Origin of the sequence: Ancylobacter sonchi (assembly GCF_018390695.1) — a bacterium.
Lineage (GTDB): Bacteria > Pseudomonadota > Alphaproteobacteria > Rhizobiales > Xanthobacteraceae > Ancylobacter > Ancylobacter sonchi.
In genome coordinates this window covers 610,067-633,785 of the sequence record NZ_JAHBGF010000036.1, presented here as the reverse complement: position 1 = coordinate 633,785, position 23,719 = coordinate 610,067, and the positions used below count along the sequence as shown (strand labels likewise).

27 protein-coding genes and 1 riboswitch are annotated in these 23,719 nt (G+C 68.9%); of the genes, 17 read left to right on the top strand and 10 right to left on the bottom strand.

Annotated elements, in window-relative coordinates; all coding sequences use genetic code 11:
- The first annotated feature begins 71 nt into the window (after window positions 1-71).
- The gene (locus KHC28_RS23785; RefSeq protein ID WP_214010825.1) at window positions 72-479 is read left to right on the top strand and encodes a DUF1236 domain-containing protein; all 408 of its coding nucleotides are present in this window, start codon (window positions 72-74) and stop codon (window positions 477-479) included.
- Window positions 480-494: 15 nt separating this feature from the next.
- On the opposite strand, the gene KHC28_RS23780 is transcribed toward KHC28_RS23785, so the two are convergent.
- Complete coding sequence (locus KHC28_RS23780) at window positions 495-1,013, bottom strand: NUDIX hydrolase (RefSeq protein ID WP_214010824.1); 519 nt, start codon at window positions 1,011-1,013, stop codon at window positions 495-497.
- A gap of 65 nt (window positions 1,014-1,078) precedes the next feature.
- Between KHC28_RS23780 and KHC28_RS23775 the strand changes: the two genes are divergently transcribed.
- The gene (locus tag KHC28_RS23775) at window positions 1,079-1,477 is read left to right on the top strand and encodes an MAPEG family protein (RefSeq protein ID WP_214010823.1); all 399 of its coding nucleotides are present in this window, start codon (window positions 1,079-1,081) and stop codon (window positions 1,475-1,477) included.
- Window positions 1,478-1,549: 72 nt separating this feature from the next.
- On the opposite strand, the gene KHC28_RS23770 is transcribed toward KHC28_RS23775, so the two are convergent.
- Both KHC28_RS23770 and KHC28_RS23765 read right to left on the bottom strand, forming a co-directional pair.
- Window positions 1,550-1,759 (bottom strand): hypothetical protein, encoded by a 210-nt coding sequence (locus KHC28_RS23770; RefSeq protein WP_214010822.1) that lies wholly within the window; start codon window positions 1,757-1,759, stop codon window positions 1,550-1,552.
- A gap of 125 nt (window positions 1,760-1,884) precedes the next feature.
- On the bottom strand, window positions 1,885-2,607 hold the full coding sequence (locus KHC28_RS23765; RefSeq protein WP_246565118.1) for a phosphatase PAP2 family protein: 723 nt from the start codon (window positions 2,605-2,607) through the stop codon (window positions 1,885-1,887).
- A 316-nt stretch (window positions 2,608-2,923) separates the two neighbouring features.
- On the opposite strand from KHC28_RS23765, the gene KHC28_RS23760 reads away from it, so the two are divergent.
- The 7 genes from KHC28_RS23760 to KHC28_RS23730 all read left to right on the top strand — a co-directional run bounded on the left by KHC28_RS23760 (window position 2,924) and on the right by KHC28_RS23730 (window position 9,998).
- Window positions 2,924-5,206 (top strand): MHYT domain-containing protein, encoded by a 2,283-nt coding sequence (locus KHC28_RS23760; RefSeq protein ID WP_214010821.1) that lies wholly within the window; start codon window positions 2,924-2,926, stop codon window positions 5,204-5,206.
- Window positions 5,207-5,257: 51 nt separating this feature from the next.
- Window positions 5,258-5,395: riboswitch (TPP riboswitch) on the top strand.
- Window positions 5,396-5,444: 49 nt separating this feature from the next.
- Complete coding sequence (gene thiO, locus KHC28_RS23755; protein ID WP_214010910.1) at window positions 5,445-6,479, top strand: glycine oxidase ThiO; 1,035 nt, start codon at window positions 5,445-5,447, stop codon at window positions 6,477-6,479.
- Entirely contained in the window at window positions 6,457-6,654 is a 198-nt protein-coding gene (gene thiS / locus KHC28_RS23750) for a sulfur carrier protein ThiS (RefSeq protein WP_214010820.1), read from the top strand. The genes thiO and thiS overlap by 23 nt, the downstream gene beginning before the upstream one ends.
- A gap of 1 nt (window position 6,655) precedes the next feature.
- A complete protein-coding gene (locus tag KHC28_RS23745) occupies window positions 6,656-7,465 on the top strand; it encodes a thiazole synthase (RefSeq protein ID WP_214010819.1) in 810 nt (269 codons plus the stop codon).
- 123 nt (window positions 7,466-7,588) lie between these two features.
- The gene (locus KHC28_RS23740) at window positions 7,589-8,194 is read left to right on the top strand and encodes a thiamine phosphate synthase (protein ID WP_214010818.1); all 606 of its coding nucleotides are present in this window, start codon (window positions 7,589-7,591) and stop codon (window positions 8,192-8,194) included.
- A gap of 170 nt (window positions 8,195-8,364) precedes the next feature.
- Complete coding sequence (locus KHC28_RS23735; protein ID WP_214010817.1) at window positions 8,365-8,853, top strand: hypothetical protein; 489 nt, start codon at window positions 8,365-8,367, stop codon at window positions 8,851-8,853.
- A 203-nt stretch (window positions 8,854-9,056) separates the two neighbouring features.
- Window positions 9,057-9,998: a 2-hydroxyacid dehydrogenase gene (locus KHC28_RS23730; protein WP_214010816.1), complete on the top strand. Its 942-nt coding sequence runs from the start codon at window positions 9,057-9,059 to the stop codon at window positions 9,996-9,998.
- Between the two features lie 19 nt (window positions 9,999-10,017).
- Here the strand turns inward: KHC28_RS23730 and KHC28_RS23725 are convergent, their stop codons facing one another.
- The gene (locus KHC28_RS23725; RefSeq protein WP_214010815.1) at window positions 10,018-11,301 is read right to left on the bottom strand and encodes a coiled-coil domain-containing protein; all 1,284 of its coding nucleotides are present in this window, start codon (window positions 11,299-11,301) and stop codon (window positions 10,018-10,020) included.
- A gap of 301 nt (window positions 11,302-11,602) precedes the next feature.
- Window positions 11,603-12,190 carry a DUF1134 domain-containing protein gene (locus KHC28_RS23720; protein WP_214010814.1) on the bottom strand — a complete coding sequence of 196 codons (588 nt, stop codon included), beginning with the start codon at window positions 12,188-12,190 and terminating at the stop codon, window positions 11,603-11,605.
- Window positions 12,191-12,510: 320 nt separating this feature from the next.
- Here KHC28_RS23720 and chpT point away from each other — a divergent pair, with 320 nt between their 5' ends.
- The 5 genes from chpT to KHC28_RS23695 all read left to right on the top strand — a co-directional run bounded on the left by chpT (window position 12,511) and on the right by KHC28_RS23695 (window position 16,515).
- A complete protein-coding gene (chpT, locus tag KHC28_RS23715) occupies window positions 12,511-13,146 on the top strand; it encodes a histidine phosphotransferase ChpT (RefSeq protein ID WP_214010813.1) in 636 nt (211 codons plus the stop codon).
- Between the two features lie 129 nt (window positions 13,147-13,275).
- The gene (locus KHC28_RS23710) at window positions 13,276-14,391 is read left to right on the top strand and encodes a chemotaxis protein CheW (protein ID WP_214010812.1); all 1,116 of its coding nucleotides are present in this window, start codon (window positions 13,276-13,278) and stop codon (window positions 14,389-14,391) included.
- Between the two features lie 70 nt (window positions 14,392-14,461).
- Window positions 14,462-14,923, top strand: a complete 462-nt coding sequence (locus tag KHC28_RS23705) for a hypothetical protein (protein ID WP_214010811.1) — start codon at window positions 14,462-14,464, stop codon at window positions 14,921-14,923.
- A gap of 74 nt (window positions 14,924-14,997) precedes the next feature.
- A complete protein-coding gene (gene copM / locus KHC28_RS23700) occupies window positions 14,998-15,414 on the top strand; it encodes a CopM family metallochaperone (RefSeq protein WP_214010810.1) in 417 nt (138 codons plus the stop codon).
- Window positions 15,415-15,702: 288 nt separating this feature from the next.
- Entirely contained in the window at window positions 15,703-16,515 is an 813-nt protein-coding gene (locus KHC28_RS23695) for a class I SAM-dependent methyltransferase (protein ID WP_214010809.1), read from the top strand.
- Window positions 16,516-16,626: 111 nt separating this feature from the next.
- Here KHC28_RS23695 and ctrA read toward each other — a convergent pair whose 3' ends face one another.
- Window positions 16,627-17,328: a response regulator transcription factor CtrA gene (gene ctrA, locus KHC28_RS23690; RefSeq protein ID WP_214010808.1), complete on the bottom strand. Its 702-nt coding sequence runs from the start codon at window positions 17,326-17,328 to the stop codon at window positions 16,627-16,629.
- 535 nt (window positions 17,329-17,863) lie between these two features.
- Between ctrA and KHC28_RS23685 the strand changes: the two genes are divergently transcribed.
- The gene (locus KHC28_RS23685; protein ID WP_214010807.1) at window positions 17,864-18,265 is read left to right on the top strand and encodes a flagellar export protein FliJ; all 402 of its coding nucleotides are present in this window, start codon (window positions 17,864-17,866) and stop codon (window positions 18,263-18,265) included.
- A 64-nt stretch (window positions 18,266-18,329) separates the two neighbouring features.
- On the opposite strand, the gene KHC28_RS23680 is transcribed toward KHC28_RS23685, so the two are convergent.
- Entirely contained in the window at window positions 18,330-18,947 is a 618-nt protein-coding gene (locus KHC28_RS23680) for a GNAT family N-acetyltransferase (protein ID WP_214010806.1), read from the bottom strand.
- A 240-nt stretch (window positions 18,948-19,187) separates the two neighbouring features.
- Between KHC28_RS23680 and KHC28_RS23675 the strand changes: the two genes are divergently transcribed.
- Together KHC28_RS23675 and KHC28_RS23670 are read left to right on the top strand one after the other, a co-directional pair.
- The gene (locus tag KHC28_RS23675; protein ID WP_214010805.1) at window positions 19,188-20,288 is read left to right on the top strand and encodes a sulfate/molybdate ABC transporter ATP-binding protein; all 1,101 of its coding nucleotides are present in this window, start codon (window positions 19,188-19,190) and stop codon (window positions 20,286-20,288) included.
- Window positions 20,289-20,376: 88 nt separating this feature from the next.
- Entirely contained in the window at window positions 20,377-20,544 is a 168-nt protein-coding gene (locus KHC28_RS23670) for a zinc ribbon domain-containing protein (RefSeq protein ID WP_214010804.1), read from the top strand.
- Window positions 20,545-20,584: 40 nt separating this feature from the next.
- On the opposite strand, the gene tmpT is transcribed toward KHC28_RS23670, so the two are convergent.
- From tmpT to KHC28_RS23655, 3 genes are all read right to left on the bottom strand, one after another.
- The gene (gene tmpT, locus KHC28_RS23665; RefSeq protein ID WP_214010803.1) at window positions 20,585-21,223 is read right to left on the bottom strand and encodes a thiopurine S-methyltransferase; all 639 of its coding nucleotides are present in this window, start codon (window positions 21,221-21,223) and stop codon (window positions 20,585-20,587) included.
- A gap of 119 nt (window positions 21,224-21,342) precedes the next feature.
- A complete protein-coding gene (locus KHC28_RS23660) occupies window positions 21,343-22,359 on the bottom strand; it encodes a YVTN family beta-propeller repeat protein (protein WP_214010802.1) in 1,017 nt (338 codons plus the stop codon).
- Between the two features lie 724 nt (window positions 22,360-23,083).
- Window positions 23,084-23,629 carry an SRPBCC family protein gene (locus tag KHC28_RS23655; RefSeq protein WP_214010801.1) on the bottom strand — a complete coding sequence of 182 codons (546 nt, stop codon included), beginning with the start codon at window positions 23,627-23,629 and terminating at the stop codon, window positions 23,084-23,086.
- Window positions 23,630-23,719 lie beyond the last annotated feature (90 nt).

Genomic DNA, 23,719 nt, shown 5'->3' with positions numbered 1-23,719 from the left:
TTTTGGAACGGCGAGTGATTTTCCGCGTTGTCCCCGCGTTCGCAACGGGCGCTGGGTAACAGGAGTATATCATGATACGTCACGCAATCATTGCGACTGCACTGCTGGTGTCCGCTCCTCTCGTCGCGAATGCGCAACAGGGAGCGGGCGTTGCCGCCGGCGCAACATCGGGTGCCGTAGGCGGCGCCATTGTGGGCGGTCCGGTCGGTGCCGTGGTCGGCGGCGTAGCCGGTGCCGTCGTCGGCGGCATCGCCGAGGACCGTCGTACCCGCTTCCATCATTACGTCGTCGAGGAACGGGTTCCGTCCTACGCCTATGAGCGGGAGGTCATCGTGGGCGCGGAGTTGCCGACGAGCGGCGTGCGCTACTACGAAGTGCCAGCGGAATATGGGGTTACCGAATATCGGTACACCGTCGTGAATGATCAGACGGTTCTGGTCGATCCGCGCACGCATCGGGTGGTGCAGATCGTGGAATAGCCCGGCGGGCGGAGTTCAGAGCGGAGCCGAGGCCGGCTTCCCCGCTTGGGAGGGGAGGCCGGCCTTCCGCTCCTCCCGACGCCGCAGGTCGCGGGCGCATTCCAGGATGAGGGTTCCCAGATCGGTTTCGTCGATCAGCAGTGCTGCATCCTCGGGGGCAAGCCAGATCAATGTCCGCTCGGTCCGTTCCGGCCAGTCGTCGAGCTGGCGCGTCACCTCCAGCGGGTAGACCGCGACCTGGACCAGGGCGAACTCCCGGTTGAAGCGTTTCCAGTAGCGATAGTGGCCGGCATCCTTGCGGGCGATGCGGCCTACGAGACCGGCTTCCTGCCGCGCCTCGATCTCCGCCGATTTCCAATCCGTACGTCCCTTGATTGGCCAGCCCTTGGGGATCACGGGCCGGTGCGTCTCGCGCGAGGACAGCACGAGCACCTCCAGCCGTCCTTCATCGCCCCAGCGATAGGGGAGCGCCGCGACCTGCCGCAGAGAACGTCCGTGCGCCACCTGCTTCTTGCGCTTTTTGACCTTGTCCATAGTACATATGTAATCAAATTCTTCGAATATTCGACCATCAAATTCCGGCCTCCCGACGAGGTTCCATGACGACCGAATTGACGCTGCTCGGCTGGACGCTGGTCGTCGCGCTCGTGCAGATATTCCTGGTGGCGATGCTGCGCAGCCGGGAGACCGGCCTCGACTACAATGCCGGGCCCCGCGACGGAGCCGGGCCATCGGAAGGCGTGCTGACGGGCCGCCTACGGCGCGCGCAGAACAATCTTCTGGAGACCCTGCCGCTGTTCGCCGCGGCGGTCATCATCGCCCATATCGCCGGTCGCAACGGCACGGCGACCTTGTGGGGAGCGTGGCTGTATTTTCTCTCCCGCGTCGCCTATGTGCCGCTCTATGGGCTGGGCATACCGTATCTGCGGTCGTGCGTCTGGCTCGCCGGCATTGCCGGGCTGGGGTTGATCCTGGTCGCCATCCTCCTCCTGCACTGAGCGGTGGTGCCAGCAGGACGAGACTCCGGCCGTCGCCGGCCGGGCTCCGTCAGGTCGCGGGTGGGATCACGGTCAATGCTGGTGCAGCAGGGCGGCCAGCGCCTGCGCGACGCTGCGCGTCACCCGGCGCTTGTACTTGCGGTGAACGAGCTGGCCGTTGTGGTAGATGTCCTGCTCGACATAGAGTTCTTCCCCATCCCAGCGCAGGATGTTGTCGGACTGGGTGGTCTCGACGACACCCATCTCGTGGATCAGGTTGCCGGCGGGGCTGCTGGACGGCATGGGCTTCTCCTCCATTGGCGTTCCTCGCAGGGCTCTTGCGGCCCGGTCGGACAGAATAGGCGCTGGATCGAGCCGCCGCCAAGGGCCTTGCGTCCGAAACGGTTGTGGTCCGAAGTCGGCATGCGTCAGCTCGCGTCTTCCGGCTCGATTTTCCCGCGACGCTGCAGCCAGTTCGCGGCCAGCCAGCACAGGAGGGCCCAGGCGCTGCCGGCGCACCATCCCGCCAGCACATCCGTCGGCCAGTGGACGCCGAGATAGATGCGGCTGAGGCCGACCAGCAGCGTCAGCGTCACGGCCACCCCGAGCACGTAGATCTTGATGCGGCGTTGGCTCTCCGTGCGGACGATCAGCACGCCGAGCGTGAGATAGGTCACTGCGGCGCCCATGGCATGGCCGCTCGGAAAGCTCAGTGTGTGGACGTCGACCAGATGGCCCACGACGTCCGGACGGGCGCGATCGAAGCCGATCTTCAGCGCGAGGCTCAAAAGCGCGCCGCCGCCGGTGGCGACCAGCATGAACAGCGCGGCGCCACGCTTGCCGTCCACCGCGAGATAGCCGGCGGTCAGCAGGGTGACGACGCCGAGCACGGTGGTGCTGCCGAGGCTGGTGAAGTCGCGCACCACGATTTCCAACCAGAGCGGGCCGATCGGCAAAGCGGGATTGCCGGCCTGGCGGAGCGACAGGAGAATCGCTTCGTCGAAGGCATGGGTTTCGCCCTCGCGCACGCCGTCGGCGATGAAGGCGAACAGCAGCAGGCCGGCGGCCGCGATGGCGAGGACGAGAAGGCCGCTGATCTCGGCAGGATTGGCGGACGGGCGTTTGCCCGGCTTGGGGCGGGTCATGGACATGTCGGGCTCAGGATGATGGATTTTCGTCGCGGTGGGAACAGAACCACAGGCTGAATGTTTCTTCGTCACATTCACGACGGGAGATATTCATGTTCAAAGGTGGTCTTCTGTGGCTCTTGGGCATTCCACTGCCGATCATTCTGGTTCTTTGGCTGCTTGGCTATCTGCACTGAACGTCGTCTAGCGTCGTCTCAACCTTCCGTGCGGCCCGGCCGGAGGGTTGTTCGGGCCGGAAGCGTATGCGGGCATTGGTCGACGAAACAAGGTTGCCGGCAGCGGCTGCCGGGGAGTTGGTGGGAGTTCGGCGAAAGTGGAGATGCATGGCGTCCTGGGGCATGACGTCGCGCTGATGGGCCTGTCGGTCTTCATTGCGATGGCGGCCTCCTATACCGCGCTGGATCTGGCTACCCGCATTCCGCCGGCGATCAGCGCGGCGCGAAGGTGGTGGCTGTGCGCGGCTGCTGCCGTTCTGGGCGGCGGCATCTGGTCCATGCATTTCATCGGCATGTTGGCGCTGCGTCTGCCGATGCCGGTCGCCTACGACACCCTGCAGACCCTGGGATCCTTTCTCGTCGCGCTGGTGGCCACTGGCACGGCGTTCTACGCCGTCAGCCTGCGGGCCCATCGATGGGCGGTGCTGCTGAGCGGCGTCGTGATGGGGTTCGGCATCGTCGGCATGCACTACACCGGCATGGCCGCCATGCGCATGCAGGCGCAGACGAGCTATCAGCCGCTTTACGTCGTCGCGGCGGTGTTCGTGGCCATCGTCGCCTCCACCGCCGCACTCTGGATCGCCTTCCGCCTTCACTCCACCGCGCAAAGGCTGGTGGCGGCGATCGCACTCGGCTTCGGCATTTCCGGCATGCATTACGTGGCGATGGCCGGGTTTTCCGTGATGCCGGATGCCTCGGTGCCGGCCCCGGCGGCGGGTACGGCGGTCGAGGCCGGCCAGTTGGTAACCGCCGTGACCGCCTCGACCGTGGTGATCCTGTTCACGGCGATCCTGGCCGTCATGTATGACCGCCGCTCCGGCGTGCTGGCGGATCGCGCGGCGGCCATGGTGCGCGACAGCGAGGAGCGGTTCCGCCACCTCTACCGTCATACGCCGCTGCCCTTGCACTCGCTGGGGGCCGACGGTCGTATCCAGCAGGTGAGCCATAGCTGGCTCGAACTTCTCGGCTATCGCGAGGAGGAGGTCATGGGGCGGCCGCTGACCGATTTCATGACGGCGGAATCCGCCCGTCATCGCAACGAGGAGCACTGGCCGCGCCTCTTGTCCGCCGGCGAATTGCACGAGGCGGAATACACGATGATCGCCAAGGATGGCCGCCAGATCGACTGCGTCCTGTCGGCGGTGGCCGAGCGGGACGCCGAAGGCCATCTCACCAAGACCCTGTGCGGTCTCGTCGACGTCACCGAGCGCCGGCGCGCCGAATCGGCCTTGCGACAGGCGCAGAAGCTGGAGGCGGTGGGGCAGCTGACCGGCGGAATCGCCCACGACTTCAACAATCTGCTGGCGGTGATCGTCGGCAACCTCGAGCTCGCCCGCCGCCGCGCCCATGACGACGAGCGCCTGAGGACGCTGCTGGAGAACACCATGCAGGCGGCGCAGCGCGGTGCGGCCTTGACCCAGCGCATGCTCGCGTTCGCCCGGCGGCAGGATCTCAAGCCGGAACCGGTCGACGTGCCGGAACTGGTGCTCAGCATGGCCGACCTGCTGCGCCGCTCGATCGGTCCCACCATCAATGTGGAGACCCGTTTCCCGCTGGGCCTGCCGAAGGCGATGGTCGATGCCAACCAGCTGGAACTCGCGCTGCTTAACCTGGTGGTGAATGCTCGCGACGCGATGCCGTCCGGTGGCACCATCGTGATCAGCGCCGGCGAGACCCAGGTGGAGAGTGCCGGGGAAGCGGGCGAGACGAGCTTCTTCTGCCTGAGCGTCGCCGATACCGGCGTCGGCATGGACGAGGCGACGCTGGTGCGGGCCACGGAACCCTTCTTCACCACCAAGGGCGTGGGCAAGGGGACGGGCCTCGGCCTCGCCATGGTGCATGGATTGGCGGCGCAATCCGGCGGCCGGCTGACATTGACCAGCCGGCCGGGGCAGGGGACCACCGCCTCCATCCTGCTGCCGATCGCCCCCGGTTCGCGCGTTGCCGCCGGAGAGGCGCTCGCCGCGCCGCCGTCTTCGCCGCGGCGCGAGGACGGTTCGCGGCGTGTGCTGGTGGTCGACGACGATCCCCTCGTGCTCTCCACCACCGCAGCGATGATCGAGGATCTCGGCTACCGGGTGGTCGAGGCGAGCTCGGGCGGCGAGGCGCTGGCCCTGCTTGCCGAGGGCGAGAGCTTCGATGTCGTGCTGACCGACCAGGCGATGCCGGGCATGACCGGCCTGCAGCTGGCCGCGGCAATAAGCGAGCGATTCCCGTCATTTCCGGTCATTCTCGGCACCGGCTACGCCGAATTGCCGGAAGGGGCGGAGTCGCAGCTGCGGCGCCTCGCCAAGCCGTTCGGCCAGGACGCGCTCGACCGGGTGCTCAGCGAGGTTCTGCACCGGCCGGCCGACAATGTGGTGGCACTGTCATCCCGCCAGGGTTGAACGGAATATTGTCGACCGCCGCGTGACAGCGCGCCGGCGAATGATTATATCAACCGCATCCGGGGGAGCCTCGTCAGGAGGCTGAGAGGCCATCGGTGCGGAACGCGGTATTCGAGTGTTCTTGCAGCATGGCGACCCTTTGAACCTGATCCAGTTTGGACTGGCGGAGGGAGGCTGCATGAGCGATCCGATCATCCTCGATCATGACGAAACGGCGACGGCGCGAGCCGCCAATGCGATGCGCGTCACCATTGTCGGCGCCGGCGTGGCGGGCCTGACCTGTGCGCACGCCTTTGCGCAGCGAGGGGCGCAAGTCACTGTTCTGGAACGGAAATCCGGATCGGGGCAAGGCTGCTCCTGGTTCGCCGGCGGCATGCTGGCGCCGTGGTGCGAGCGCGAGAGCGCCGAGCCGCTGGTCGCGGAGCTGGGCTTCGAGTCGCTCGACTATTGGCGCCGCGAGGTGCCGGACGTGCCGGCCGAGGGCAGCCTCGTCCTCGCGCAGGCGCGCGATCTACCTGATCTCAAACGGTTTTCCCGCCGTACCGAAGGCTATGAGTGGATCGACGGCGCTCGTCTCGGCGCGCTGGAACCCGATCTCGCGGGGCGTTTCGAGCAGGGCCTGTTCTTCCCCACCGAGGCGCATCTCGAGCCGCGCAAGGCGCTGGCCGCGCTCACCGGGCGGCTGGTCAACGAGTATGGTGTTACCTTCCGCTACCAGTCTGACGTGACCAGTGAGGTGTACGATGCGGCCGATGCCTCCGCCGCATTGGACGATGAGGCCGACGTGGTGCTGGACTGCCGCGGTCTCGCCGCCCGCGACGTGCTCCCCGACCTCCGGGGGGTGAAGGGCGAGATGCTGGTGCTGTACTCCACCGAGATCTCACTGAAGCGGCCGGTGCGCATGCTGCACCCGCGCATCCCCGTCTACATCGTGCCGCGCGGCGACGGGCATTTCATGATCGGCGCCACCTCGATCGAGAATGACGAGCGCGGGCGCGTGACCGGGCGTTCGCTGCTGGAGCTGCTCTCGGCGGTCTATGCGCTGCACCCCGCCTTCGGCGAGGCGGAGGTGGTGGAGATCGGTGCCGATGTGCGCCCGGCCTTCCCCGACAACCTGCCGCGCATCCGCCGGCACGGGCGGACCATCCGCGTGAACGGCTTTTACCGCCATGGCTTCCTGCTGGCGCCGGCGCTCGCGCGCCGCGCGGCGGAGCTGGCTTTCGACGGGACCTATTTCCCGGAGGTGATGGATGAAGATCGTCGTGAATGGTGAGGCGGCCGAGATCCGCGCCGCCACGCTCGCCGGGCTCATCGCCGAGCTCGGCTATGCCGATGCCGTCGTCGCCACCGCCCTGAACGGGGCGATGGTGCGCAAGGCGAAGCGTGACGCAACCCCGATCGCCGACGGCGACCGGGTGGAAATCCTCGCACCCATGCAGGGAGGCTGAGATGGACGCCATGACATCGACCACGGCCACCGCCGACCCGGTGGAGTTCTACGGCACCAAGGTGAATTCGCGGCTGCTGCTCGGCACCGCGCAATATCCCTCGCCGGCGATCCTCGCGGAGGCGATCCGCGCCTCGGCGGCGGAGATCGTCACCGTGTCGCTGCGCCGCGAATCCGGCGTCGCCAAATCCGGCCAGAGCTTCTGGCAGCTGATCCGCGACCTCGGGGTGAAGGTGCTGCCCAACACCGCCGGCTGCAAGACGGTGAAGGAGGCGGTGACCACCGCCGAGATGGCACGCGAACTGTTCGACACTCCCTGGATCAAGCTGGAGGTGATCGGCGAGGACGACACGCTGCAACCCGACGTGTTCGGCCTCGTCGAGGCGGCGAAGATCCTCGTCCGCGACGGCTTCCAGGTGTTCCCCTACACCACCGAGGACCTCATCGTCGCCGACAAGCTGATCGCCGCCGGCTGCGAGGTGCTGATGCCCTGGGGGGCGCCGATCGGCTCCGGCCGCGGGCTGAACAACCCCTACGGCCTGCGCTCGATGCGCGCGCACTTCCCGCGCATCCCGCTGGTGGTCGATGCCGGCGTCGGCGTGCCCTCGCATGCGGCGGCGGCGATGGAACTGGGCTATGACGCGGTGCTGCTCAACACCGCCGTCGCCAAGGCCGGCGACCCGGTGAAGATGGCCCGCGCCTTCGCGCTCGCCATCGAGGCCGGCCGCGAGGGTTTCCGTGCCGACCCGATGGAGGCGCGCGACATGGCGGCTCCCTCGACCCCGGTGATGGGACAGGCGCATTTCGGCTAGAACGACGGGATCGGCGATGGCGCCACGACCCGGCGCCGCCACCGGCGCCAGCCGTCGGAGCGACCAAGGCCCGAGGGACGGCACCGCCGCCCCCGGCGCATGGAAAACCAAGAAAGACGCCAAATGAAGCTCGACCCGTTCTACCTCATCGTCGACCGCGCCAGCTGGCTGCCCCGGCTGCTGCCGCAGGGCGTGAAGCTGGTGCAGCTGCGCGCCAAGGACATGGAGGCGGACGAGCTCCGGCGCGAGATCGCCGAGGCCAAGGCGGTGTGCACGCGCTACGGCGCGCAGCTGATCGTCAACGACTACTGGCAGCTGGCCATCGATCTCGGCTGCGATTTCATCCATCTCGGCCAGGAGGACCTTGCCGAGGCGGACCTGCCGGCGATCCGCCGCGCCGGGCTGCGGCTCGGGGTCAGCACGCATGACGAGAGCGAGCTCGACACCGCGCTGGCGGTGAAGCCGGACTATGTGGCGCTGGGGCCGGTCTACCCGACCATCCTCAAGAAGATGAAGTGGGAGCCGCAGGGGCTGGAGCGCGTGCGCGGCTGGAAGAAGCTGGTGGGCGATCTGCCGCTGGTGGGGATCGGCGGCATCAATCTCGACCGCGCCCGCGGCGTGCTCGATGCCGGCGCCGACGCCATCTCGGTGGTGACCGACGTGCTGCTCAACGAACACCCGGAAGCCCGGGCGCGGGCCTATGTGGAGCTGACGCGCGAATTCGTGTGAGGGGCGGGTCGTTCCGGTAGACTGATCCGGCAGGCGGGGCGGCAGCTGAGCGGTGCGGGGGCGCCGTATCCGGCGATCCGTCGCGTCGTCGCTCATCCTCCGGTTGATGCGTAGCGCCGGTTCACCTTCTTTCGTTGCGGTATTACAGTGCCCCAAAGATGGGGGCGCTCATGTTCAGATTGTTTTTGACGGCATTCCTCGTTGTGGCATCGCTGAATGCCGCGAGGGCGCAGTGGATCGCTCAAAGTCAGGGCGGCGCGTTCGATGACGAGCCCATGCACGTCGCTCTGACGCTGTCGGGGCGCTATGGCCTTGGCCTGCGCTGCAAGGGGGATACGACCGAGATCGTCTTCACGACCCCGGAGAAGGTTCTGGATGAGGACACTCTGAGGGGCATGAACGTCGTCGGCCCTAAATTGCGTGCGCGGATCGACAAGGGGGAGATCATCGAACTGGATGGAACCGTCGATGCGGTCGATGACAAGCTCCTCGTTATCGCGGATGCCGAGATCGGTCTCTTCGAGAAGATCAGGGATGCCAGGTCATCCGTCGCGGTGGTCGTGACCTTGCTTGGCAAGAACTACCACGAGACCACGTTCAACGTGCGCGGATCGAAGGCCGCGATTGCAAAGATCATCAAGGGTTGCAAGCTGGGTTGAGCGACGCTCCCAGCCTGTGTCCGGCGTCGTGTCATGAGGCGCGAGCGCCGGCGTCGGACGGCTGCCGGCCGTGCGCGGCGACGAACAAGCGAAAATCGGCGGGCAGACCCCGGCAGCGGCCATGACGATTTCGCATGGCTCGTCCACGGCGTTCGGTGCGAGAGTGCCGCTAGCGTTGCCGTTCGCCGTCTCAGGAGCCTGCCATGCCGATTCCGCTTCTCGTCGTCATCGAAATTGCCGAGGAGGGGAGGTCTCGCCTGGAGGCGGCGGGTTTTGAGGTCGATGTCGAGCCGGACCTGCGCGCGCGGGCCCGCCATATCCGGGAGATGGCCCCGCACGCGCGGGCGGTGCTCACCAATGGTTCCACCGGCCTCAGCGCGGGGGACATCGCCGCGCTGCCGAACCTTGAAATCATCTGCGCGCTTGGCGCCGGCTATGAGCGGATCGACCTCGCGGCGGCCCGTGAACGCGGCATCGTCGTCACCCATGGCCCGGGGACCAACGCGGCCTGCGTCGCGGATCACGCGATGGCGCTGCTGATGGCGGCGGCGCGGGGACTGGTGAGCGCCGACGCGGCGGTGCGACGCGGCGGCTGGACGGGGGCGCGCCAGCTCCGCCCGACGATCTCCGGCAAGAAGCTGGGCATTCTCGGCCTCGGCACGATCGGCGAGCAGATCGCCCGGCGCGGCTCTGCCGGCTTCGGCATGCCGGTCGCCTATCACAGCCGAACGGCGCGGGAAGGTTCGGACTGGCTCTACCTGCCTTCCGTTCGGGAGCTGGCCGCGTGGTCGGATTTCCTGGTCGTGGCGACGCCGGGCGGAGCCACGACGCGGCATCTCGTGGACGAGGGCGTGCTCGATGCGCTCGGGCCGGACGGCTTCCTCATCAACATCGCCCGCGGCAGCGTGGTCGATACTGAGGCGCTGATCGCGGCGCTCCGGCAGGGTCGCGTTGCCGGGGCGGCCCTCGACGTCGTGGAAGGCGAGCCGGATATTCCGCCGGAGCTGATCGGGCTCGACAACATCATCCTGACGCCGCATATCGCCGGCCGCGCGCCGGAGGCGGCAAAGGCGACCCTCGGTCTCGTCATCGACAATCTGCAGGCGCATTTCGGCGGCCGCGCGGTGCTGACGCCGGTCGCCTGAGGCCGCTGTCCGGGTATCCCTATTCCGCTACCGCGCGGTCCGGCGGCACCAGGGTGACCGGGGAGAGCGCCGCCCCCGGCTGCCGCGGCTGCTGCTGCCGGGCCTGCTGCTGCAATTCGCGGATGCGGTCGGCGAGCAGCGGTGCGCCGCTGGTGGGCGGGTTGGCGGCGAGAATGGCCTCGATCGGCGAGCCGGGTCCTTCCAGCGCCGCCACCATGGCGGCCACTTCGGCGCCGATCTCGCCGATGCGGGCGCGCAGCGCGGCAGCGTCGTGCTCCTGCGTCGTGTCGCCTTCCGGACCCGTGGCACCGACGCGGGTATCCAGCCGCGCCTGCAACTCGCCGCGCTCGGCGCGCGCCTTGGCGAGCGCGCCCTCCAGCATGTCCATCTCCGCTCGCAGCATGCGCGCCATATCGCCGGACTGCCGGGCCTCCGCCTCGGCCTGCTCCTGCGCGGCGCGGGCGCTCGCGGTGGCGCGGTCGGCCTCGCGGATCGCCTCGTCGCGGCGCGCCTCGGCCTTGCGGGTGCGGTCCGACAGGCTGTCGGCCTCGATGCGCAGCGCGGCGAAGTCGGTGGACTGCACCTCGGCTCGCGCGGAGGCAGCCTCGAACTCGCCTTGCAGCGCCGCGAGGCGGATGGCGAGGTCGGCCGCGCGCGCGCGCTCGGCGGCGAGCGCCTCCTCGCTGTCGCGCAGCCGCATGCGGTCCTCGGCGAGATGGGTGGAGGTGGTGGCGAGATGGCGGTCGAGATCGGCGACCCGGCCCTTCAGCGTCTCGCGCAGTTCGGTGAGCGCGGTGTTGTCGACTTCGAGGCCGCCGGCGCGGGAGGCGGTGTCGTCGAGCGTCCGGCGGGTGGCGGCGAGCGCGGTCTGCGTGGTGTCGAGCACCGCGCGGGTCTCGTCCAGCTGCGCCGCGCGCTCGGACAGATCGGCGGCGAGCCGGCTGTCATGGGCGGCGAGCTCGCTCTCGCGGGCCTGCAGCGCCTCGAGGCGGGCGGTGACATCGGCGAGCGCGCCGGCGCGGGCCAGCAACTCGCCATCCTGCGCGACGAGCTGCTCCCACTGGCCGGCGGTGCGGGCATAGAGCCGGTCGACCTCGCGCTCGAGGCGGCGGATCTCGACGGCGTGCACGGCGCGCAGCTGGTCCTTGTCGGCCTGGATCTCGGCGAGGGTGACCGGAATGGCGTTCTCGACGCGACGGCGCGTCAGCCTCACCGCCCGCCGCCACACGGCCGGCAGGATCAGCAGGGCGAGCAGGGTCGCCGTCAGGAAGCCGATGGCGGCATACATGACCGCTTCGATCATGCGGCGACCTCATCCTCTACGCGGTACCAGGGCGCACAAGCCGCGCCGACACTGGAGCATGTTCCGCAAACGTTGAAAGACCCTTGCGTCGGGGCCACGCTCCAGCCCCTTGAAACCAGAACGTTTTCCGACGATCCGGCCACTCTCCGCCCCGGCGGACCGATGCGCCCCGGCGCCCGACGCCGCCGGTCCGGAAACGCCACTCTAGGAGGGAATGCCGCCGTGCGGAACCTCCCGGCCGGGGCTCGGGCCGTCAATTCTTGCGGATGCGCCGGGTCATCGCGCCTGCGCGCCGGACGGCTCAGAAGGGATTCCAGGTCGCGTTGGGGGTGAACTTCAGATAGCCGATATTGGCGCCGAGGCGGACGCCGACGCCGGAGCGGATCGGCACCACCACCATATTGTCGCTGGCCAGCGCGGTCATGCCGAAGCCGGCGACGAAATAGGCCGAGCCGGAAATGCCGCCGAAGCGCCGGAAGATGTCGTTGATGGAATTGAGGTTGTACACCAGGATCATGGTGCGGGCGCCGTCGCCTCCGAAGTCCCATCCGAGCGAGGGCCCCTGCCAGAACACCTTCAGGTCGCCGGCGTTGCGGGTATAGAGCGTGCCCTCGCCGTAGCGCAGGCCGCCGACGAAGGCGCCGCCGCCCTCCTGGCCGAGAATGTAGCCATTGGGCTGGCCCCACTGGCCGACCGCCTTCTCGATCGACAAGGCGAGGCCGCGCGAGACCTCACCGAAGAAGCCGTGGCCGCGTGAGACCAGCTCGTCGGTGGAATAGGTGCCGCCGGACTGTTGCGGCTGCTGCTGGTATTGCGCCGCCGCCGGGGAGGCGAGGGCAGGCAGCACCAGGAGCGACAGGCAGGCGAGAAGGGCGCGCAAGGTCGGCATGGGCGGTCTCACATTGGCGACGGGCTGACGTCTGATGTGTGGATCGTGCGGCTCGCGGGAGACGGTGGACGGGCGAATCCCAACGTATCATTAACACGCGGCGCGGCGACAGGAAGGCAGAGCTGCTTCCGCCCGGCGCTTCGTGATCGCCGCATACCCGTCGCGCACGCCACCGGATGGCGGTTGGAGGCTCCCGGTTGCCGGCTTGCGGTTGGCGCGGCGGCGGGTGCGGTGTATCACCGCCTCCTGATCCGCTCGCGCCGCATGCCCTGCGATTCGCGGGCGGGCCTGTCCTTTCGCCTTGCCGTGACGGAGCCGCGATGACGACCGCCATCGACCTCGACAAGCTCGACCTCGCCGCGCTGCTGTGCTCGCGCGTGTGCCACGACGTGATCAGCCCGGTGGGCGCCATCGTCAACGGGCTGGAGGTGCTGGAGGACGAGGACGATCCCTCGATGAAGCAGTTCGCGCTGGAGCTGATCGCCAAGAGCGCGCGCCAGGCCTCGGCCCGGCTGCAGTTCTGCCGCCTGGCCTTCGGCGCCGCCGGCTCGGCGGGGGCGCAGATCGACACCGGCGACGCCGAGAACGTCGCGCGCGGCTTCATCCAGGACGACCGCACCAGCCTCGACTGGCAGGTGCCTCGCGCGCTGCTGCCGAAGAACCGGGTGAAGCTGCTGCTCAACCTGCTGCTGGTCGCCGGCGCGACCATTCCCCGCGGCGGGCGCATCCATGTCGCCGGCAGCGATGACGGCTTCCGGCTGCGTACCGAGGGAAGCCATGCGCGCATTCCCGCGCACCTGCCCACCCTGCTCGCCGGGCAGGTGCCGGAGGACGGGCAGGTCGACGCCCATGCCATCCAGCCGCATTATACCGGCCTGCTCGCCCGCGAGGTCGGGGTCGCCATCACCTTCGCCATGGATGGCGAGGCGGTGCTGATCGAGGCGGTGGCGGCCTGAACGCGGCCCCTGCGCGGCTGGGCTGACCCTCGGTCCGCGATCTTCAGAAGCCGTTAACGTTGACCGGCGCACACTCGGCGATACCCCCGAAAGGGAGTTTCGCTTCCGCTAAGAGTGGCCGGTTCCGTCATGTCGCCGATCGAATCCCTCGCCCCGCTCGCCTCTCCCGCCCGCGCCATCGCCGGCGCGCAAGGCCCGTTGCCGGCGCGCGAGGAGGCCACGATCGGCGTGCTGGTGTTCCGCCTCGGCGGCATGCGCTTCGCCCTGCCGTCCTCGCGCGTCGTCAATGTGATGCCGCTGGGCCGCGCCCGCTTCGAGCAACTGGCCCGCATGGCCGGCAAGGGTACGCTCGGCACTTCCGGCCTGCCGCTGATCCGCCTGGCCTCCCGGCTCGGCCTTGCCACCGCGACGGCGCCGGAGCGCGGCGCGCTGGTGCTGTTCGGTACCGAAGGCAAGGTGCGGGCGACCGCGCTGATCGACGACGAGCCGATGCAGGCCCGCGCCGAGATCCAGCTGATGTCGGACGACTGGCGCAGCCGCTTCTCTTCCTCCTGCGCCGAGCTGATCGGCGGCGTCGCCCGCCTCGCCGACGGGCGGCAGGCGGCGATCCTCGACATGACCATCGGCGTGTTCGGCCGCAAGGCCGCCCCGGCGGCGCCGGAAGCGCATCTCCTGGTGCGTCGCCCCGGCCATGCGCCGGAAGCGGTGAGCCTTTCCGCCCTGCAGGCGATCCGTTGCCCCGGCGAGATCGCCGGCCGTTCCTACCTGCTGCGTCTCGGCCGCGAGGGCACGCCGGTGCCGGTCGAGGCGGTGCTCGGCCTCGCGCCGGAGGGGCGGGTGGATGTCGCCGGCCTCAAGCAGCGCCTCGTCGCCGACGGCCAGAGCTACCCGGTGCTGGAGCCCGGCCGCAGCGCGGTCGAGCGCCCGGTGGCGCGGGTGCTGCTGGTGATGAACGACACGCCGGCACGCGCCCAGATGCAGGCGCTGGTGCGGGCGCTCGGCCACCATGTCTCGCTCGCCGACCATGCGCGGGCGCTGGAACTGACCGCCGGCCGCTTCGACGTGGCAATCTACGATGTCGGCGCCTATGGCGTGCCGACCGCCCCGCCGCCGCCGGCGACGCTGTGCCTGGCGCTGACGGGGCGGCCGGGCCGGCTGGAAGGCTTCGCCGGCCACCTGCCGCCGGGCGACACGCCCCGGCTGATCGCCGCCGGCCTCGGCTGGGGACCGCGCGCGGCTTCGTGAACGGCGGCAACGTCGAGAGACGACCCGGCGGGTGCATCCGTGCTAGTCTCACCATCGACCGAAGCAGGACGTGGAACCTTCCCTCTTGGCAATGCGCCGGATCGCCCTTGCGAGACTGATCGCCGCGCTGATCGCGCTGGCCTTTACCCTGACGGGGCCGGTGACGGCCGCGCAGGCGATGGGCGCGCAGATCGGCATGATGAGCCAGACCGGTACGGCGGCCGGGGCGATGCCCTGCCACGAAGGCGTCGCCGCGCAGGCCGAGGCGGCGCTTGCCAAGGTTTCGGTCGCCAGCGTTTCGGTCGCCAGCGTTTCGTACACGGCCGCTGTCGCCTCGACCGTCGCGCCGCATGAGGGCGGGGCGGCCCTGTCGCATCTGTGCTGCGTGCTCACCTGCCTGATGGTGCCGCCGCTCGCGGCTTCCCAGCTCGTCGTGCCGCTCGCCGTGGCGGCGCCGCTCGCCGCCGGCCCGGCGCGACCGCTGTCCGGCACCGGCCTCGCCCGGCCGGACCCGCCGCCGCGACACGCCTGAACGCCGATCGAGCTGTGCTCGCGCCGGCCGGCCGCATGCCGGGGCGCGTCCCGATCCCTTTCAGGAACTCTCTCATGAACAAGACGCTCACGGGTGGCCTCGTCGCCGCCAGCCTTCTCGTCCTTGCCGCGCCGGCGCTGGCGCAGTCCTCCACCATGCCCGGCATGAGCCACGGCACCATGAATCAGGGCACGATGCCCGGCATGGACCACATCGCGCACATGGCCGGCGGCGACAGCCCGTCCGCCAAGGCCTTCGAGGCCGCCAACGCCCACATGCACCAGGGCATGTCGATGCCGATGACCGGCGATGCCGATGTCGACTTCGCGCAGGGCATGATCCCGCACCACCAGGGTGCCATCGACATGGCGAAGATCGAGCTGCAGTACGGAAAGGATCCCGAATTGCGCAAGCTCGCCGAGGAGATCATCAAGGCCCAGGAAAGCGAGATCGCCTTCCTCAAGGCCTGGCTGGCCAAGAAGGGCAAGTGACGACCCCCGCGTGATGATCTCACCCTGACCTCGGCGGTTGCGCGGTGCGAGCCGCCCGAGCGTCGGGGACAGCACGACCGGGGGCCACGGTGCCGGCGGTCTCTACCCATGCACCTCCGCCATCCCTGCAACGAATGGCCGGGCACTGCCCGGCCATTCACGTTTGCGGCACGCGGGCGGTCCAGCCGGGCCGCCGGCCCGACAGGCCTGAAGGCGCCTCGGACGGGCTGCGGGTGGCCGTGCTATGATGCCTCCCGCGGGTGGGGAGTGGAGGCTACGGAGGCCGCCATGCCTGGAAATGACAGCGTTTTCGCCGGCGCCATTCCCGACATCTACGAAAGGCTGCTGGTGCCGATCCTGTTCGCGCCGTTCGCCGCCGATCTCGCGGCGCGCGTGGCGGCGCTGGAGCCCTATCGGGTGCTGGAAACCGCCGCCGGCACCGGCGCGGCGACCCGCGCCTTCGCCGAACGCCTGCCGGCGCAGGCGCATATCACCGCCACCGACCTCAACCCGGCGATGCTGGAAGTGGCGGCGCGCGGCATCCACGATCCGCGCATCGACTGGCGGCAGGCCGACGCCATGGCGCTGCCGTTCGGCGACGGCATGTTCGACGCCGTGATCTGCCAGTTCGGCGTGATGTTCCTGCCCGACAAGCTGCAGGGCTTCCGGGAGGTACGCCGGGTGCTGGCGCCGGGCGGGACGCTGATCTTCAACGTGTGGGACCGGCTCGCCGCCAATGATTTCGGCCTGGCGGTGACCGAGGCGCTGACGGCGCTGTTTCCGGAGGATCCGCCGCTGTTCATGGAGCGCACGCCGCACGGCTATTCCAGCCTCGACCGGCTGCATGAGGACGTGTCGGGCGCGGGACTGACCGGCTTCACCGCCGCGGTGGTGAGCCATGTCGGCCGGGCGCACTCGGCCCGCGACCTCGCCGTCGCCTTCTGCCAGGGCACGCCGCTGCGCGGCGAGATCGAGGCGCGCGCGCCGGGCCGGCTCGAGGAAGTGACCAATGCGGTGGTGCCGGCGCTGAAGGCGCGCTTCGGGCCGGGGGCGATCGAGGGGCGGCTGCGGGCTATCGTGGTCAGCGCCATGCGGCATTGACCCGGCACCGCCCCGGCGCGGGTCTGGCGGGGGAGGGTGCCACAAGCAAAACCCCGCCGAGCGGCGGGGCTTCTTGTCGGGACGGGGATGTCGGGGGAGGCAGCGGCCGGATCAGGCCGGGATGCGCTGTTCCTGTTCGCCCATCTCGCGCAGCACGTAGCCGCGACCCCACACCGTCTCGATGAAGTTGTGGCCGCTCGACGCATTGGCGAGCTTCTTGCGCAGCTTGCAGATGAAGACGTCGATGATCTTCAGCTCCGGCTCGTCCATGCCGCCATAGAGATGGTTGAGGAACATTTCCTTGGTCAGCGTCGTGCCCTTGCGCAGCGAGAGGAGCTCCAGCATCTGGTACTCCTTGCCGGTGAGGTGCACGCGGGCACCGCCAACCTCGACGGTCTTGGTGTCGAGGTTCACCACCAGGTCGCCGGTGGTGATCACCGACTGCGCATGCCCCTTGGAGCGGCGCACGATGGCGTGGATGCGCGCCACCAGCTCGTCCTTGTGGAACGGCTTGGTGAGATAGTCGTCGGCGCCGAAGCCGAGACCCTTCACCTTGTCCTCGATGCCGGCGAGGCCGGAGAGGATCAGGATCGGCGTCTTCACCTTGGCGACCCGAAGCCCTTTCAGAACGTCATAGCCGGACATGTCCGGCAGGTTCAGATCGAGCAGAATAATGTCGTAGTCGTAGAGCTTGCCGAGGTCGACGCCCTCTTCGCCGAGATCCGTCGTGTAGACGTTAAAGCTCTCGGACTTGAGCATCAATTCGATGCTCTGCGCGGTCGCGCGGTCGTCCTCGATGAGCAAGACGCGCATGCCAATCCCCTTCCCTCGCCACGGCCCCCGGGGTTTCAGCGCACAATCGGACAACTCCCGTTCCGAGCGTCACCCCAACCCCGCGCCCGGCTCGGCACACCGATTCGTCAACTACGATCCAATGGGTAACAAAACCGGATTCCCCAGCACAAGCGGTAGCCACGAATTTTCTTCGAGTCTTCCCACAAGCGGCTGGCAAGGAACCAGAATTTTTGCGACCGACTGTCTCAAGCCGAATCTTAAGAAATGCGCTTAAGTGAATCTGGCGACTCGGCTTTCGCGCCAAGGCACCGGATCACACCGGACATGAACGATCATTAATGGAGCCGGTAAACAAATCGTTTCCAAACCCCTGGAAAGGCGCCTGAATAACGTGCCGGCGCCGCTTTCCCCCCGAAAATGTAAGGAAGCGGCAACCTCTGCACGCGAAGATGCCCGTGCCGCCGCGTAAAGGGCGGCTCGACCCGGGCGCCCGGTGTCGGCGCCACCGGGCGCCGGCAGGCCGCTCCGGCCCGACAAGCGGAGTAACGCCGGCATGAAGTCGCTCGATACCGTCATTCGCCTGAAGAGGTTCCAGGCCGAGGAGAAGCGCCGTCATTTCGCGCAGATCGACGGCATGATCGCCGATTTCGACCGCATGGCGCGCGACCTCGACCGCGAGATCCTCGCGGAGGAAAACCGCGCCGGCATCAGCGATACCAGCCATTTCGCCTACCCGACCTATGCGCGCGCCGCCGCCACCCGCCGCGACAACCTGCGCCGCTCGGCCGACGAGCTGAAGGGCCAGCTGGACGAGGCCCGCGCGGCGCTCGACGCGGCGCTCGACGAACTGAAGAAGGTCGAGGCGCTCGGCGAGCGCGAGCGCGGGCTGGAGGCCGTCGAGGTCGCGCGCCCGGCCGGCAGCCGCCGCGCCCGCTCCACCGCCGCGCTGGCCTGAGAAGCTTCGCCCGCAAGGTTTTGCGCGACAGCGCCGGCCCGATCGCCGGCGCCGCGCCGCTCGACTAGTCGATCACCGGAAAGTGACGCGCGGCGTCGCGGCGGATGGTGCCGTCGAGCCGCGGATCGTCGGCGATCTCCACCGCCCGCCCGACCGGCACGAACCCCGCCTTCATGTAGAAGCCGACCGCCGCCGGGTGATCCAGCGTGCAGGTGTGCACGAAGAAGCGGTCGAGCGGACGCGCGAAGACCAGATCGGTCGCCCGGTTCATCAGCACGCGGCCGGCCCCGGCGCCGGTCTCTTCCGGAACCAGGCCGAAAAAGCCGAGCTCGGCCTCGCCGGGCACCCGCCAGTCGAGCTCCAGCAGGCCGATCTCCTCCGTGCCGCGCTTTAGCACATGCACCTCCACCGCCAGGTCGTTGAGAATGGCCGCCAGCGTGGCATCCGACAGGCGCAGGCGCGAAAACCACAGCCACTCCTCGCCGATGCGGCGGAACAGCGCGCGATACCAGCCGGGATCCGGCCGCTCCACCCGCAGCACCTGAAGGCCGTGGCCTTCGGGCTCGCGCAGCGGCGCCGGACGGGCGCGCATCTCCAGGAAGGTGACGATGGCGGCGACCTTGCCGGCCGGGACCGGGGTCAGGCCGGCAAGGTCGAGGATGGGGGAGGCGGGCTCGGTCATGGTGCGCGTGCTTATGGCGTGAGTGGTCTTGGTCTGCGTGATCTTGGTCTGCGTCGTCGTGTTCCGCGTGGTCTCGGCGGCCCGGCCGGCAGGGCGGCGGACGGGGCCGTTCCTCGGCTTAGCAGAGCCGGCCGGCGGCGCCTATGGGCCCCGGAGCGGTTGCCGGAGAGGCTTCACATCGCCAATTTTTCATGTAGGTTGCGGATAATTCTACTAATCACGTCGATAACGAGTGAATTGATGACCGTCGCGGTGAGCATCGAGCATGTGGGCAAGGATTTCGGCAGCGGTACGCCGGCTCTGTCGGACATCTCGCTCGACGTGAAGCCGAGCGAACTGGTGGCTCTGCTGGGCCCTTCGGGCTCGGGAAAGACGACGCTGCTGCGCATCGTCGCCGGGCTGGAGCAGCCCAGCCGCGGCCGGGTGATGTTCAACGGCGAGGATGCCTTGCAGGTGCCGGTGCGCCGGCGTGGCATCGGCTTCGTGTTCCAGAACTACGCGCTGTTCCGCCACATGACGGTGGCCGACAATGTCGCCTTCGGCCTGCGCTCGCGCCAGCGCGCCGAGCGGCCCAGCGAGGCGGAGATCAAGAAGCGGGTGGCCGATCTGCTCGCGCTGGTGCAATTGGAGGCCTTTGGCGGGCGCTTTCCGGCACAGCTTTCCGGCGGTCAGAGGCAGCGCGTGGCGCTCGCCCGGGCGCTGGCGATCGAGCCGAAGGTTCTGCTGCTCGACGAACCCTTCGGCGCGCTCGACGCGCTGGTGCGCAAGGAGCTGCGCAAGTGGCTGCGCGAGCTGCACGACCGCACCGGCCATACCACGCTGTTCGTCACCCACGACCAGGAAGAGGCGCTGGAACTTGCCGACCGGGTGGTGGTGATGGGCAAGGGCAAGATCGAGCAGGTGGGCACGCCGGACGATGTCTATGACCGGCCGGCCTCGGCGGCGGTGTTCGGCTTCATGGGCGAATCCAGCCGCATCGAGGTGCAGGTGAAGGACGGGACCGCCTTTGCCGGCCACACGCCGATCGCCGCGCCGAAGTCGCCGGTGCCGGACGGGCCGGCGCTGCTCTATGTGCGCCCGCACGACATCGCCATCGGCCTTGCCGGCACGCCGGGCCTGCCGGGGGTGGTGCGCGGCTTCCGTCGCCACGGCGCCATTCGCCGGCTGGAGCTGGAGGTCGGCAACGCGCTGTTCGAGGCCGATATCGCTCCCTCCGCGCGGGTGCCGGTCGGCGAGAAGGTGGCGGTTCGGCTGGAGCGGGCGCGGCTGTTCGCCGATGGCGCCCCCGGCACCGATTGCCGCGCGCCCTCGGCACACCAGACCGGCGACTACGCGATCTGAGGGAGCCGGTTCCGCTTTCTCGGCTACCGCTTTGGCAGGTATCTGGTTAAATAGGCCAAGCCTCTCCTTCGCAATCCTAGAGCCGGCCATGGCGATCACATCCTGCCGACACTGCGGCCACCAGCCGGTCGCCGACAATGCGCCGCTATGCCCCAAATGCGGTGGCCGCCAGCCGGGCCGTCGCTGGTGGCACGGCCCGCTGGGACTGGTCGTGCTCGCGGCCGTGGCGCTGATCGGCTATTGGCTGGTGTTCTGAGCGGCGCTGTTCCGGGCCAGCGGCCATGCCGACCCGGATCTCAGCGCGGGCGCATCAGCCAGACGATCTCGTGCGCCGGCTTCAGGCCCTTCAGCCCGTCCTTTAATTCGTGCCGACCGGCCTCGGTGACATGGTAGGCGCCGCCGTAGTGCCGTCGCACCTCCGCCTCCGGCACCGCGAAGGGCGGCCCGACCAGCTGCGACTGGTCGTACTCGAAGGCGATCAGCAGCTGCGGCGCGGCACGGGCGAGGTGGACGAGATGGCCAGCATAACGCGCGCGCATCGCCTCGGGGAGCGCCACGAGCGCCGCCCGATCATAGACCGCGTCGACCTCGCCGAGGACGTGGCGGTCGAGATCGAAGAAATTGCCGACGAACACGGTGAGCCGTCCGGCCTCGAAACGCTCCAGCGGCCCGGCCGGGGTGACATGCGGCACCATGCCGAGTTCGGCGAATAGCTGCTCGATGGCGAGCCGGCTAAGTTCGGCGCCGATGATTGTGTAGCCCTGCCCGAGCAGCCAGGAAATGTCGCGGGTCTTGCCACAGAGCGGCAGCAGCAGGCGACTGTCGGCCGGCAGATGGAGGGCGGGAAGATAGCGCCGCAGCAACGGGTTGCCGTCGGCCTCGTGGAAGGCGATCTCGCCGCGCCGCCACTTGCCCTGCCAGAATTCCTCGTCCATCGCCGCGCACCTTTGCCGTCCCGGTCGTCCCGATATCATAAACCCGCCGGACCGCTTGCCTAGGCCGGGGGATCATTACTTGGCCGGCTCGCCGATGGGCGGGGCGTTGGGCGCCGCACTCAATCGGGCGTGCGCCGGATGAAGGCGCCGAAGGCGCGCGGGCCGTCGGCGACGTCGATATCGGCGACCACCTTGAGCGTGGCAACGTCGATGACGCTCAGCGTGTTGGCCTCCCAGTTCGCCACATAGACGAAGGCGCCGTCGCGGCTCGCCGCGATGCCCTCCGGGTAGTCGCCGAGCGGGATGGTGGCGAGGGGTTGCAGCGTCGCGGTATCGAAGACGGAGACCGTCGAGGCGTACTGGTCGGTGACGAAGGCCCGGCCCTTCGCCAGCGCCACCGCATAGGGCCGCTGGCCGACCTTCACCGTGGCGACGACCGTGCGGGCGGCGATGTCGATGATGCTGACATCGTCGGAACCGACATTGGCGGTGTAGGCGCGCCGGCCTTCGGCGTCGATGGTGACGCCGAACGGCCGGGTGCCGACCTTCACCGAGCCGGTGCGCGCGAGGCTGGCGGTATCGATGAAGCTCACCGCATCGGAATCGCGATCAGCGGAGAGCAGCAGCGCGCCGTCCGGGGTGACGGCGAGACCGGAGGGGGACTCGCCGACCTGCACCTCGCCGGCAATGCTGCCGCTCGCCGCGTCGACCGCGACGATGCGGTGCAGGTACCAGTCGGCGACATAGGCCGGGCTGCCGGAGGGGTGCACGGCGACGCCGAGCGGGCCGCCGCCGACCTCGACGCGGTGCTGCACCGTGCGGCTGGCGGCGTCGAGGATGGTGAGCGCCTTGCCGTCCGGCGAGGTGACGAAGGCGCGGGCACCGTCCGGGCTCACCGCGATGCCGGCCGGCTTGCCGGGGATCTTCAGCGTGGCGACGACCTTGCCGGTCGGCAGATCGACGACGGAGAGGGTTTCCGCCGGCTGCGAGGTGACGAAGGCTTCGTCGGCATGGGCGGGCGCGGCAAGAAGGGTGCCGATGACCGCCGCCGATATCGGAAGGGCGAACCGTGCCCGTCTCCGCCGAGGGGCGGGGGCGGCGAGGGGATGCGTGCTTCTCAGCGTCGGATGCGGCATGGAGTGGGCGTTCCGTCTGTCTCGATTGATATCCACGGGGATTCGACGGTGCCCCGGGGCCGGTCCCTCGTGCCCTGTGGCCTCACGGGGAGGAAACGAGAGTGAATGGGCAGGGACGCATCGCCTCCGATCCGGCGCGGCATATGAAGCCGATCCTTGCGGCCCGAGAGGCCTTCGCTACGGGATTCCCACGTGGCGTCAAATCGGCGCCGCTGCCGCGTACCGCGCCGGCTCGCCGGCATGTTGCTCGCCGTGCGCCAATCCCGGAGCGAGAGGGCCGGGGCTCGGAGAAACCGTGCCCGCCTGAAGGGCTCGCCAGCCATCGCCGTTTCGGCGCTGCGCTCTTTTCCTCCCAGCTCGAGTCCGGCCATGCCCAAACCGAAGGGCGCCGGTGTCGGCGGCGAGGCAGTCCACGCAACGGGTCGGCGGCCCTCCGACCGCAACCCGGAAAGCCCCTGCTCTGGCCCTCCACCAACATCGGATGTGCCCGATGCTGCTCTTGTCGAGGGCAAGGTCCGGCGAGAATCGGGTTCCGTGCGGGAGAGGGCATGGCTGGCCGGCGGGGGAGTTGCAAAGAGGCGCCTCCAGCGGCAGGTGCACGGTGCGCCTCCGATGTCCGTTTCCTTTCTCCCTCTTTCAAGGGAGAAAGGATTTCGATGCCACCGGCGACGCCGGCAGGCGGAGGGGCATGGAAGGTGACGGCGCTTGCGACGCGCCGCCGGTTTCAGCTGCCGCCTTCGATCTTCTTCTTCAGACCGTCGAGGCCGGCCTTGTAGAGCCCGGTCACGGCGGCGATGGCGGCCTCGTCGTTCAGCTCCGGCGGCGGGTCGTTATTGGGATAGCCGCGATAGAAGGCGCCGCGCCACTCGACCTTGGACTTGGCGCCGCCGTCCTCCGGGGTGACGATCAGCCAGGAGGAGTAATTGGTGACCGGCAGCACCTTCACGTCGACCTGATCGATGCGGTACATCAGGGTCATCTTCTCCGGCTCGAGCTTGGCGACTTCCTCGACCACCGTCGCGCCGTTCTTCAGCGTGAGGGTGCGCTTGGCGCCGGCCGCGTTGCCGCCGGTGCCCTCGGTCTTGTCGACCACCGGAATCCAGCCGCCATCCTGGAAATTGCCGACCACTTCCCAGACCTTGGCCGGCGCGGCGTTGATCACGATGGTCTCGCTGACCTTCTGGCGGGTCGGGCCGTGCGCCTGCGCGCCGGAGGCGCCGACGGCGAGGGTGGCCGCGGCCACGGCCATGGTGAGGAGTTCGAACTTCATCGCTTCCATCCCGGAACAGTTGACGTTGCGGACGTTTCTCGCCCGTTGCCAACCAGTCTAGGAGCGGAATCGGCCGTCGTGAACTCCTTT

Bases quoted from the DNA above. Each gene is read 5' to 3' on its own strand.
- KHC28_RS23785 (WP_214010825.1), top strand. From the start codon at position 72: ATGATACGTCACGCAATCATTGCGACTGCACTGCTGGTGTCCGCTCCT.
- KHC28_RS23780 (WP_214010824.1), bottom strand. From the start codon at position 1,013: ATGGACAAGGTCAAAAAGCGCAAGAAGCAGGTGGCGCACGGACGTTCT.
- KHC28_RS23775 (WP_214010823.1), top strand. From the start codon at position 1,079: ATGACGACCGAATTGACGCTGCTCGGCTGGACGCTGGTCGTCGCGCTC.
- KHC28_RS23770 (WP_214010822.1), bottom strand. From the start codon at position 1,759: ATGCCGTCCAGCAGCCCCGCCGGCAACCTGATCCACGAGATGGGTGTC.
- KHC28_RS23765 (WP_246565118.1), bottom strand. From the start codon at position 2,607: ATGTCCATGACCCGCCCCAAGCCGGGCAAACGCCCGTCCGCCAATCCT.
- KHC28_RS23760 (WP_214010821.1), top strand. From the start codon at position 2,924: ATGCATGGCGTCCTGGGGCATGACGTCGCGCTGATGGGCCTGTCGGTC.
- thiO (WP_214010910.1), top strand. From the start codon at position 5,445: ATGCGCGTCACCATTGTCGGCGCCGGCGTGGCGGGCCTGACCTGTGCG.
- thiS (WP_214010820.1), top strand. From the start codon at position 6,457: ATGAAGATCGTCGTGAATGGTGAGGCGGCCGAGATCCGCGCCGCCACG.
- KHC28_RS23745 (WP_214010819.1), top strand. From the start codon at position 6,656: ATGGACGCCATGACATCGACCACGGCCACCGCCGACCCGGTGGAGTTC.
- KHC28_RS23740 (WP_214010818.1), top strand. From the start codon at position 7,589: ATGAAGCTCGACCCGTTCTACCTCATCGTCGACCGCGCCAGCTGGCTG.
- KHC28_RS23735 (WP_214010817.1), top strand. From the start codon at position 8,365: ATGTTCAGATTGTTTTTGACGGCATTCCTCGTTGTGGCATCGCTGAAT.
- KHC28_RS23730 (WP_214010816.1), top strand. From the start codon at position 9,057: ATGCCGATTCCGCTTCTCGTCGTCATCGAAATTGCCGAGGAGGGGAGG.
- KHC28_RS23725 (WP_214010815.1), bottom strand. From the start codon at position 11,301: ATGATCGAAGCGGTCATGTATGCCGCCATCGGCTTCCTGACGGCGACC.
- KHC28_RS23720 (WP_214010814.1), bottom strand. From the start codon at position 12,190: ATGCCGACCTTGCGCGCCCTTCTCGCCTGCCTGTCGCTCCTGGTGCTG.
- chpT (WP_214010813.1), top strand. From the start codon at position 12,511: ATGACGACCGCCATCGACCTCGACAAGCTCGACCTCGCCGCGCTGCTG.
- KHC28_RS23710 (WP_214010812.1), top strand. From the start codon at position 13,276: ATGTCGCCGATCGAATCCCTCGCCCCGCTCGCCTCTCCCGCCCGCGCC.
- copM (WP_214010810.1), top strand. From the start codon at position 14,998: ATGAACAAGACGCTCACGGGTGGCCTCGTCGCCGCCAGCCTTCTCGTC.
- KHC28_RS23695 (WP_214010809.1), top strand. From the start codon at position 15,703: ATGCCTGGAAATGACAGCGTTTTCGCCGGCGCCATTCCCGACATCTAC.
- ctrA (WP_214010808.1), bottom strand. From the start codon at position 17,328: ATGCGCGTCTTGCTCATCGAGGACGACCGCGCGACCGCGCAGAGCATC.
- KHC28_RS23685 (WP_214010807.1), top strand. From the start codon at position 17,864: ATGAAGTCGCTCGATACCGTCATTCGCCTGAAGAGGTTCCAGGCCGAG.
- KHC28_RS23680 (WP_214010806.1), bottom strand. From the start codon at position 18,947: ATGACCGAGCCCGCCTCCCCCATCCTCGACCTTGCCGGCCTGACCCCG.
- KHC28_RS23675 (WP_214010805.1), top strand. From the start codon at position 19,188: ATGACCGTCGCGGTGAGCATCGAGCATGTGGGCAAGGATTTCGGCAGC.
- KHC28_RS23670 (WP_214010804.1), top strand. From the start codon at position 20,377: ATGGCGATCACATCCTGCCGACACTGCGGCCACCAGCCGGTCGCCGAC.
- tmpT (WP_214010803.1), bottom strand. From the start codon at position 21,223: ATGGACGAGGAATTCTGGCAGGGCAAGTGGCGGCGCGGCGAGATCGCC.
- KHC28_RS23660 (WP_214010802.1), bottom strand. From the start codon at position 22,359: ATGCCGCATCCGACGCTGAGAAGCACGCATCCCCTCGCCGCCCCCGCC.
- KHC28_RS23655 (WP_214010801.1), bottom strand. From the start codon at position 23,629: ATGAAGTTCGAACTCCTCACCATGGCCGTGGCCGCGGCCACCCTCGCC.